The sequence below is a fragment of the Variovorax sp. P4_D9 genome (assembly GCF_056401695.1).
Genome location: NZ_JBFUIU010000385.1, coordinates 1 through 8,437 on the forward strand (window position 1 = coordinate 1; position 8,437 = coordinate 8,437).

At 63.9% G+C, this 8,437-nt stretch carries 10 protein-coding genes; 7 read left to right on the forward strand and 3 right to left on the reverse strand.

Going from position 1 to position 8,437, the window contains the following annotated elements; genetic code table 11:
* Positions 1–283 precede the first annotated feature (283 nt).
* The 5 genes from AC1DY5_RS31960 (at position 284) to AC1DY5_RS31980 (ending at position 5,586) form a co-directional block, all read left to right on the forward strand.
* Positions 284–829: a type 1 glutamine amidotransferase family protein gene (locus AC1DY5_RS31960; protein WP_478118002.1), complete on the forward strand. Its 546-nt coding sequence runs from the start codon at positions 284–286 to the stop codon at positions 827–829.
* 43 nt (positions 830–872) lie between these two features.
* Entirely contained in the window at positions 873–1,277 is a 405-nt protein-coding gene (locus AC1DY5_RS31965) for a helix-turn-helix domain-containing protein (protein WP_478118004.1), read from the forward strand.
* A 315-nt stretch (positions 1,278–1,592) separates the two neighbouring features.
* The gene (acs, locus tag AC1DY5_RS31970; protein WP_478118006.1) at positions 1,593–3,557 is read left to right on the forward strand and encodes an acetate--CoA ligase; all 1,965 of its coding nucleotides are present in this window, start codon (positions 1,593–1,595) and stop codon (positions 3,555–3,557) included.
* A gap of 2 nt (positions 3,558–3,559) precedes the next feature.
* Positions 3,560–3,868, forward strand: a complete 309-nt coding sequence (locus AC1DY5_RS31975) for a DUF485 domain-containing protein (protein WP_478118008.1) — start codon at positions 3,560–3,562, stop codon at positions 3,866–3,868.
* A complete protein-coding gene (locus tag AC1DY5_RS31980) occupies positions 3,865–5,586 on the forward strand; it encodes a cation acetate symporter (RefSeq protein WP_478118010.1) in 1,722 nt (573 codons plus the stop codon). The genes AC1DY5_RS31975 and AC1DY5_RS31980 overlap by 4 nt, the downstream gene beginning before the upstream one ends.
* 31 nt (positions 5,587–5,617) lie before the next feature.
* Here AC1DY5_RS31980 and AC1DY5_RS31985 read toward each other — a convergent pair whose 3' ends face one another.
* From AC1DY5_RS31985 to AC1DY5_RS31995, 3 genes are all read right to left on the reverse strand, one after another.
* Positions 5,618–5,890 carry a DUF1488 family protein gene (locus AC1DY5_RS31985; RefSeq protein WP_478118012.1) on the reverse strand — a complete coding sequence of 91 codons (273 nt, stop codon included), beginning with the start codon at positions 5,888–5,890 and terminating at the stop codon, positions 5,618–5,620.
* A complete protein-coding gene (locus tag AC1DY5_RS31990) occupies positions 5,865–6,131 on the reverse strand; it encodes a hypothetical protein (RefSeq protein WP_478118014.1) in 267 nt (88 codons plus the stop codon). Before AC1DY5_RS31990 ends, AC1DY5_RS31985 begins: the two co-directional genes overlap by 26 nt.
* A 116-nt stretch (positions 6,132–6,247) precedes the next feature.
* Positions 6,248–6,937 carry a Crp/Fnr family transcriptional regulator gene (locus AC1DY5_RS31995; RefSeq protein WP_478118016.1) on the reverse strand — a complete coding sequence of 230 codons (690 nt, stop codon included), beginning with the start codon at positions 6,935–6,937 and terminating at the stop codon, positions 6,248–6,250.
* Positions 6,938–7,070: 133 nt separating this feature from the next.
* Between AC1DY5_RS31995 and AC1DY5_RS32000 the strand changes: the two genes are divergently transcribed.
* Together AC1DY5_RS32000 and AC1DY5_RS32005 are read left to right on the forward strand one after the other, a co-directional pair.
* Positions 7,071–7,391 carry a hypothetical protein gene (locus AC1DY5_RS32000; RefSeq protein WP_478118018.1) on the forward strand — a complete coding sequence of 107 codons (321 nt, stop codon included), beginning with the start codon at positions 7,071–7,073 and terminating at the stop codon, positions 7,389–7,391.
* A 53-nt stretch (positions 7,392–7,444) separates the two neighbouring features.
* Positions 7,445–8,419 (forward strand): IS5 family transposase, encoded by a 975-nt coding sequence (locus AC1DY5_RS32005; RefSeq protein WP_478118020.1) that lies wholly within the window; start codon positions 7,445–7,447, stop codon positions 8,417–8,419.
* The last annotated feature ends 18 nt before the right edge of the window (positions 8,420–8,437 follow it).

The window sequence follows — 8,437 nt, forward strand, 5'->3', positions numbered from 1 at the left end:
CCGTGATCTGATGGCGTGGATCCCGTGATCTGATGGCGTGGATCGACGAGCCGTTCACAGCGCCGCCCGATCCCGACGAATCACCCCAGGGCGCATTCGCATTCACTTGATGTTGGACAGCACCCATGGGGGCACGATCCTGAAATCCACACACAAGCCGTCCGGAACCCGCGTCAGTTCAGCATGTCATCCGCCGGATTCGCCTGTCTTGGACAGCAGTGGTTTCGACCCATTCGAGATACATTGGCGAAATTGACGTTTTCTGTGCGAGATACGACAGACCATGCCGCGCGCCGCAATCCTCGCCTTTGATGGCTGCTACGCCTCCAGCCTTGGCGGGTTCGCCGACGTCCTGCAAGTGGCGAACGCGCATCTGCGCAGGCAGCAGGGCGCGTCGGCCGCGCTCTTCGAATGGCGCTTCGTGTCGCTCTCCGGCGAAGCCATCGCGGCCAGCAATGGCTTGAAGTTGCCGACTCACAAGATTGGCGCGCGCGAACACTACGACCTCGTGTTCATCCCGAGCCTGCACTACGCGGGCCACTGGAAGTTCGATCAGCTGCTCAAAGGCCAGCCGTCCGCCTGCGCGTGGCTCGCGTCGCAGTGGCGTCGCGGGGCCTGGCTGGCCGCCAATTGCACCGGCACGTTCATCCTCGCGCAGACCGGTCTGCTGGACGACCGCATCGCCACCACCCTGGTGGCTGGAACGGCAATTCCGCTCGCGCTTTCCGCGCGTCGACCTGCAGATGCAACCCGTGCTTACGGAAGTCGACCGCCTGCTCTGCGCTGGCGCCTCGGCGTCCTATCTGCTGCAGGCCATTCGGGTTGTTGAACGCTTCTCCGGACCGGCAATTGCCTCGCAGTGTGCCAAGAGCATGCTGATCGATGTGAGCCAGACAACCCAGACGCCTTACCTGCCGCTGCTGGCGGACATCGACCACACCGACGCGGTGGTTCATCGTGCGCAGCACTGGCTGCAAAAGAATATGTCCGGGTCGGTCCGCATTTCTGACCTTGCTGCCGAACTGGCCGTGAGCGAAAGAACGCTGATCCGGCGATTCAACGCTGTGCTCGATCAATCGCCTCTCACCTATCTGCAGCACCTGCGGATCGATTCCGCGCGTGCCCTCCTGGAAGCCAGCGATCTCGGCGTCGATCAGATCGCGTTACAGGTGGGCTACAACGATCCCAGTTCCTTTTCGCGGCTGTTTCGCGAGCGCATGGGTCTCGGCCCTGGAGCGTATCGGAGCCGATACCAGTCCTTGGATGCCGAGACTTAGACCAGGCGCAAGACAAGTCGACCTGCGGACCGGGAAAACTCGGTCCAGTTCAGCTACTAGAGCACAGGGCGGCTGCCTCGCAGGTTTGCAACTGGGCCAAGAGCCGAAGTTCGCCGGACACTCGCAACGGGCGCTCTCCGGCTCACTTCAAGTCGCAAACTCATCGTTCGTGAACACGCGCGGCCCAGGGAGGTTTCCCCGTTGGTGTGCTGCCGCACAGACTCAAGCACAGGGTGCGCGCAGGGTAGGACTGTTGGCATGCGGAGCTTCACCGCTTGACTGTTTGAACCAAGCCGTGCCACGCAAGGAGATGCAGTGAGCGAAAAAGCGATCAACTATCCGGTACCAGCCGCTGCCATGAAGGGCGCGTACGTATCCGGCATGCCAGCTTATCGCAAGCTGGTGGCCGAGGCCGACGCCGATCACAGCGCCTACTGGGCGCGTCTGGCCCGCGAGTTCGTGAGCTGGAAAACTCCCTTCACGAAGTCGCTCGATGAAGGCGACGCGCCGTTCTTCAAATGGTTCGAGGACGGCACCCTGAATGCCTCCTACAACTGCCTGGACCGCCATGTCGAGCRCGGCCATGGCGACAAGGTGGCCATCCTCTTCGAAGCCGACGACGGCCGCATCAGCCGCGTCACCTACAGCGACCTGCTGGCGCGCACCTGCCGCCTGGCCAATGCGCTGAGGGCCCGCGGTGTGAAGAAGGGAGACCGGGTCGTCATCTACATGTCGATGAGCGTCGAGGGCGTCGTGGCCATGCAGGCCTGTGCGCGAATCGGCGCCACGCATTCGGTCGTGTTCGGAGGATTCTCGGCGCAGAGCCTTCGCGATCGCATCGCAGGCGCGGGCGCGGTGATGGTGATCACGGCCGACGAGCAGCTGCGCGGCGGCAGGCAACTGCCGCTCAAGGCCATCGTCGAGGAAGCGATGGCGCTCGGCGGCTGCGAGTCGGTGAAGTATGTCATCGTCTATCGGCGTACGGGCGGCAAGATCGCCTGGGATGACTCGCGCGACCGCTGGATGCACGAGGAGACGCAAACGCAGGGCGACACCTGCGACCCCGAATGGGTGAGTGCCGAACATCCGCTGTTCCTGCTCTACACCTCGGGATCGACCGGCAAGCCCAAGGGCGTGCAGCACTCGACCGGCGGCTACCTGGTGCACGCGGCGGTCAGCACGACCTGGACTTTCGACCTGAGGCATGAGGACGTCTTCTGGTGCACCGCCGACATCGGCTGGGTCACCGGCCACACCTACATCACCTATGGCCCGCTGGCGATCGGCGCCACCCAGGTCGTGTTCGAAGGCGTGCCCACGTACCCGGATGCGGGCCGTTTCTGGAAGATGATCCAGGATCACAAGGTCAGCGTGTTCTACACCGCGCCCACTGCCATCCGTTCGCTGATCAAGGCCGCCGAGGCCAACGAGGCGGTGCATCCCAGGAGCTACGACCTGGGCAGCCTGCGCATCCTGGGTTCGGTGGGCGAGCCGATCAACCCGGCCGCCTGGGAGTGGTACCACCAGCACGTCGGCGGCGGCCGCTGTCCGATCGTCGACACCTTCTGGCAGACCGAAACCGGTGGTCACATGATCACGCCATTGCCCGGCGCGACGCCGCTCGTGCCCGGCTCATGCACACTGCCTTTCCCGGGCATCGCGGCCGCCGTCGTCGACGAGATCGGCAGCGACGTGCCCAACGGTCAAGGTGGGCTCCTCGTGGTGAAGAAGCCCTGGCCCGGCATGATCCGCAACATCTGGGGCGATCCCGAGCGTTTCAAGGCCAGCTACTTCCCGCAGGATCTCAAGGGCTACTACCTGGCGGGCGACGGCGCCATCCGCGACGCCGAGACTGGCTACTTCACCATCACCGGCCGCATCGACGACGTGCTCAACGTGTCGGGCCACCGCATGGGAACGATGGAGATCGAATCGGCGCTCGTGTCCTGCACGACGCTGGTGGCCGAGGCGGCCGTCGTCGGGCGCCCCGACGAGACGACGGGCGAGACGATCTGCGCCTTCGTCGTGCTGAAAGGCACGCGGCCGACCGGCGACGAAGCCAGGAGGATCGCGACCGAGTTGCGCAACTGGGTGGCGAAGGAGATCGGCCCCATCGCCAAGCCGAAGGACATCCGCTTTGGCGACAACCTGCCCAAGACGCGCAGCGGAAAGATCATGCGGCGCCTGTTGCGCTCGATTGCCAAGGACGAGGCGATCACGCAGGATATCTCGACGCTCGAAAACCCGGCCGTCCTCGAACAACTCATGGAAAGCAACTGATCATGGAAAACAATCTGACGTCGAGGATCCTGCGCGACCCGAACTACCAGGCGCTGAAATCGAGGCGCACGCGATTCGGCTGGTGGCTGGCGGCCGCCATGATGGTCGTGTACTACGGTTTCATCCTGCTGGTGGCCTTCGACAAGCCGTTCCTCGCGACCCGGCTGGGCAGCGGCGTCACGACAATCGGCATGCCGATCGGGCTCGCGGTCATCGTGTTCACCATCGTCATCACCGGCATCTACGTCCACCGGGCCAACGGCGAATACGACCGGCTGACCGACGAGATCGCAAAGGCGGCCTTGAAATGAGCCGCTCCCTCCTTGCAAAGGCCCTGGTCCTGATGCTCCTGCTGGCGGCAGCCGGTGCCGCACAGGCCGCCGGCGCCGACCTCGGCCAGCTCGAAAAGCAGCCCACCAACTGGACCGCCATCGGCATGTTCGCCGCCTTTGTCGTCGGCACCCTCTTCATCACCAAGTGGGCCGCGGCCAAGACCAAGAGCGCGGCCGACTTCTACACGGCCGGCGGCGGCATCACCGGCTCCCAGAATGGCTTGGCGATCGCGGGCGACTACATGTCGGCCGCCTCGTTCCTCGGCATTTCGGCAGCGGTGATGGTCGGCGGCTACGACGGCCTGATTTATTCGATCGGCTTCCTGGTCGGCTGGCCGGTCGTGACCTTCCTGCTGGCCGAGCGGCTGCGCAACCTGGGCAAGTTCACCTTCGCCGATGTCGCGGCCTTCCGCTTCGAGCAGACCCCGGTGCGCGTGTTCGCCGCGTCCGGCACCCTGGTCGTCGTGGCCTTCTACCTGATCGCCCAGATGGTCGGTGCGGGGCAGCTCATCAAGCTGCTCTTCGGCCTGGAGTACTGGATCGCGGTGGTCATCGTCGGCGCGCTGATGATGGTGTATGTGCTGTTCGGCGGCATGACCGCGACCACCTGGGTGCAGATCATCAAGGCCTGCCTGCTGCTGGCGGGCGCCTCCTTCATGGCCTTCATGGTGCTGTGGCACTTCGGCTTCAGCCCCGAGGCGATGTTCGCCAAGGCGGTCGAAGTGAAGACCGCGATCGCGACCGCCGCGGGCAAACCACCCGCCGCTGCAGCGGCGGAAGGCTTCTCGATCATGGGGCCGGGGGGCTTCATCAAGGACCCGATCTCGGCGATCAGCTTCGGCATGGCGCTGATGTTCGGCACCGCGGGCCTGCCGCACATCCTGATGCGCTTCTTCACGGTGCCCAACGCCAAGGAGGCCCGCAAGTCCGTGCTGTGGGCGACCACCTGGATCGGCTACTTTTACGTGCTGACCTTCATCATCGGCTTCGGCGCCATCACCTTCGTGCTGACCGATCCGCAGTTCCTCGACGCCAAGGGAGGCCTGCTCGGCGGYGGCAACATGGCGGCGGTCCACCTGGCGAAGGCGGTCGGCGGCAACGTGTTCCTCGGCTTCATCTCTGCGGTGGCCTTCGCGACCATCCTGGCCGTGGTGGCGGGGCTCACCTTGTCCGGTGCATCGGCGGTGTCGCACGACCTGTATGCCACAGTTGTCAAGAAGGGCAAGGCCGACAGCGCGGCCGAGCTCAAGGTGTCGCGCATCACCACCGTGGCGCTAGGGATCGTCGCGGTCGTGCTGGGGATCGTTTTCGAGAAGCAGAACATCGCGTTCATGGTGAGCCTGGCCTTCGCGATTGCCGCCTCCGCCAACTTCCCCGTCTTGCTGATGTCGGTGCTGTGGAAAGACTGCACCACCCGTGGTGCGGTGATCGGGGGCTTTCTCGGGCTCATCTCTTCGGTGGTGCTGACCGTGGTGTCGCCGGCCGTGTGGGAAGCGACGCTTGGCAACCCCAAGGGCTCCGCGCTGTTCCCTTACCAGTCTCCCGCACTATTCTCCATGACCATCGGCTTTGTTGGAATCTGGCTATTCTCCATTCTCGACAAGAGCCCGCGCGCGGCCCAGGACCGGGCCGGGTTCCTGGCGCAGCAGGTGCGCTCGGAGACCGGCATCGGCGCGGAGGGCGCGTCCGGACACTGAGGTCACACCTCGTGGTCTGGCGCCCACAGGCCTATTCGATACCCTTTCCTACTGCCTCATGCAGGTCGTAGTCGCGCAGCATCACCGGTTCGACGGAACCACCCAAGACGCGTCTGCGCACGGCCGCATCGATCTCCTGCGCGTGAAGCCGGTAGGTCTCCAGCGGCTGGTCGTCGATGGCGGTCGACCGATAGCAGTAGTGCAGCGTTTCCTTGCCGATGCTCGCACCGACGAACTTGTCATCGATGGGCACCCAGAAATGGACGGCACCTGAGGCCTCATGAAAGAAGGGAGTGTTCGACATAGGAGGTCCTGGGATGGCTTTGGCGGTCGTCGATCCAGATCGACGCCTTGGTTTCGATGGCATGGATGGCATCGCCGCCATTGGCGAATTGCCTGCACGAGATGATGTGGCACTGGCACGCCTGCTCGAAGAACAGCGCCGCCCCGGCCGCCACGGTGCCCTCGATGGAAACATGCGTGAGGTGGCTGCGTATTTCCCAGCCCCGATAGGGGAGGCGCGTCGAATCGCGGTCGTATTCCATGGTGCCTCGCTTGAACAGGGGCTGAGCCCAATGCTCCCTTGTACAGCGGGCACCGCCGCCCGTCAGTTCGGCAGCGCACAGACACAAGAGCATCGACTCAGATCCCGCGCATCGGGTCAAAGCAATTCCGCGTAGCTTTGCCTGTCCGCGGCATAGCAGGCGCAGGCCGTGGCTTCGAGTCCCTGGCGATCGAGCACCTTGAGAGCGCCGCGGCTGTACGCGATCAACCCGCTGCGCTGCAGGCAACCAGCGGCGAGCGTGATGCCGACGCGACGCACGCCCAGCATGTACCCTAGAAGTTCCTGTGTGACGTGGAAGCTGTCGGCATGGGCGCGGTCCTGGGTCATCAGGAGCCAGCGTGCGAGGCGCGKTCCGATCTGGTGAAAGCGCAAGCAGGCGGCCGATGCCGCCAACTGCGACATCGAGACGTGAGCGTAACGGCCCAGCACCCGTTGCAGCGCCGCGTTGCGTGCCAATTCGCGTCGGAAGTCGGCGGCGGCGATGCGCCAGGAGGCGCCAGCGCCCTGCACCAGTGCCCGCAACTGTGAGATCTCCACGCCGAGGGCGACATTCAGCCCGAACATTCCTTCGCGGCCCACCATGCCGACTTCCAGCCCGGGATGATCGTCGGTCCGCGCAACCATGGAAATGAAGCCGTCGACTGGAAAGTAGACGTGCCGGGTCGCCGCGCCTGGTTCCTGGATCACTTCGGCCAGGATCAGGTCAACCGATTCGCAGACCTCCAGCAGACGCCGGCGGTCCGTGCGTGGGAGCAATTCGATGAGGTGGTTCTCGATCGCGGCCAAGACATGCTCCGTGTAGGTGGGACGAGCCACTCTGCGCGCAATTGCCCGGTGCGACTGTCTGCCACCGTACAGACCTGATGTCGATGGCGACCTACAAAGGATGCTTGATCGGCACCGCCGAAAAAAGGCCTCCATGCGAGACCTCACCCAACCCTTCGTCAAGCTTTCCACCGCGAATGCGGAACTCATCACGCGCTTTGCGCAGTCGCAGAAACTGGCCGACCTGGTCAGCGCCAGCGCACAGAAGTACATCGAACTGGCGCAAGAGACCTTTGGAGGGGCGGCCGCGTCCGAGGCCCAGACCGACCTGATCCGCAGTCTCACGGAAAACTATTCGACTTTCGCGCGAGAGCATGCCGAGAGTCTCATGGGGATGGCTGCCGAAGCCCAGGCCCAGATCACTCAGCAGGTGGCGGATGCTTCGAAGATGATGAACCCGACAGGGTCAAGCTAAAAGGCAACGCTGATCAAGTCAACCGATGGCATGCCGCATGCATTGCCTTCGACATGAAGCAACAGACCTTGGCTATGGCTGCTGAYCAGAACACGCAGTACGAGCGCTACCGCAGGCCGACGAAGCGTGACACGTTCCTGGCGACGATGGAGCAGATCGTTCCGTGGGCTGCACTGTGCGAGGTCATMGAGCCGCACTACCCGAAGGCCGGCAATGGGCGACCGCCGGTGGGGCTGGAACGAATGCTACGGATGTACTTCGTGCAGCATTGGTTCAACCTGGCCGATGCAGCATGCGAGGACGCGTTGCTGGACAGCACGGCGCTGCGCCGATTCGTTGGCATAGACCTGGGGCGAGAGCGAGTGCCCGACGCGACCACGTTGTTGAAGTTCCGTCGCCTGCTGGAGAAGCACAAGCTGGGCGAAGCGCTATTCGCCAGGGTGGGCGAGATGCTGCAGKCCCATGGCCTGAAGGTCGGCACCGGCACGATTGTGGATGCCACGATTATCGGAGCACCCAGTTCCACCAAGAACAAAGAGAAGMAGCGCGACCCCGAGATGCACCAGACCCGCAARGGCCAGCAGTGGTATTTTGGTATGAAGCTGCACATCGGCGTGGACAGCCAGACGGGTCTTGCGCACAGCGCGGTGGTCACTGCAGCAAATGTGCACGACAAGCATCCACTGCCCGATCTTCTGCACGGCCAAGAGGAGCGCGTTTACGGCGATTGCGCATATACCTCGCAGGAGAAATTGATCGAGTCCAAGGCACCAGGGGCGGCGGACTTCACTAACAAGAGGGTCCGCAAGGGCAGCGTCACCGAGGAGCTCGAGCGCATGGTCAACCGCATCAAGTCGAGCGTGCGAGCCCGGGTTGAGCACGTATTCGGCGTCGTCAAGCGCCTGTGGGGCTTCGACAAGGTGCGCTACCGCGGCYTGAGCAAGAACGCCACACGCTCGTTCGTTGCGCTCGGGCTGGCCAACATCTACCTCGCACGCGCAGTACTGTATGGACAGGTGCGCCCATAAGGGSCGTTGCGCGAGCCC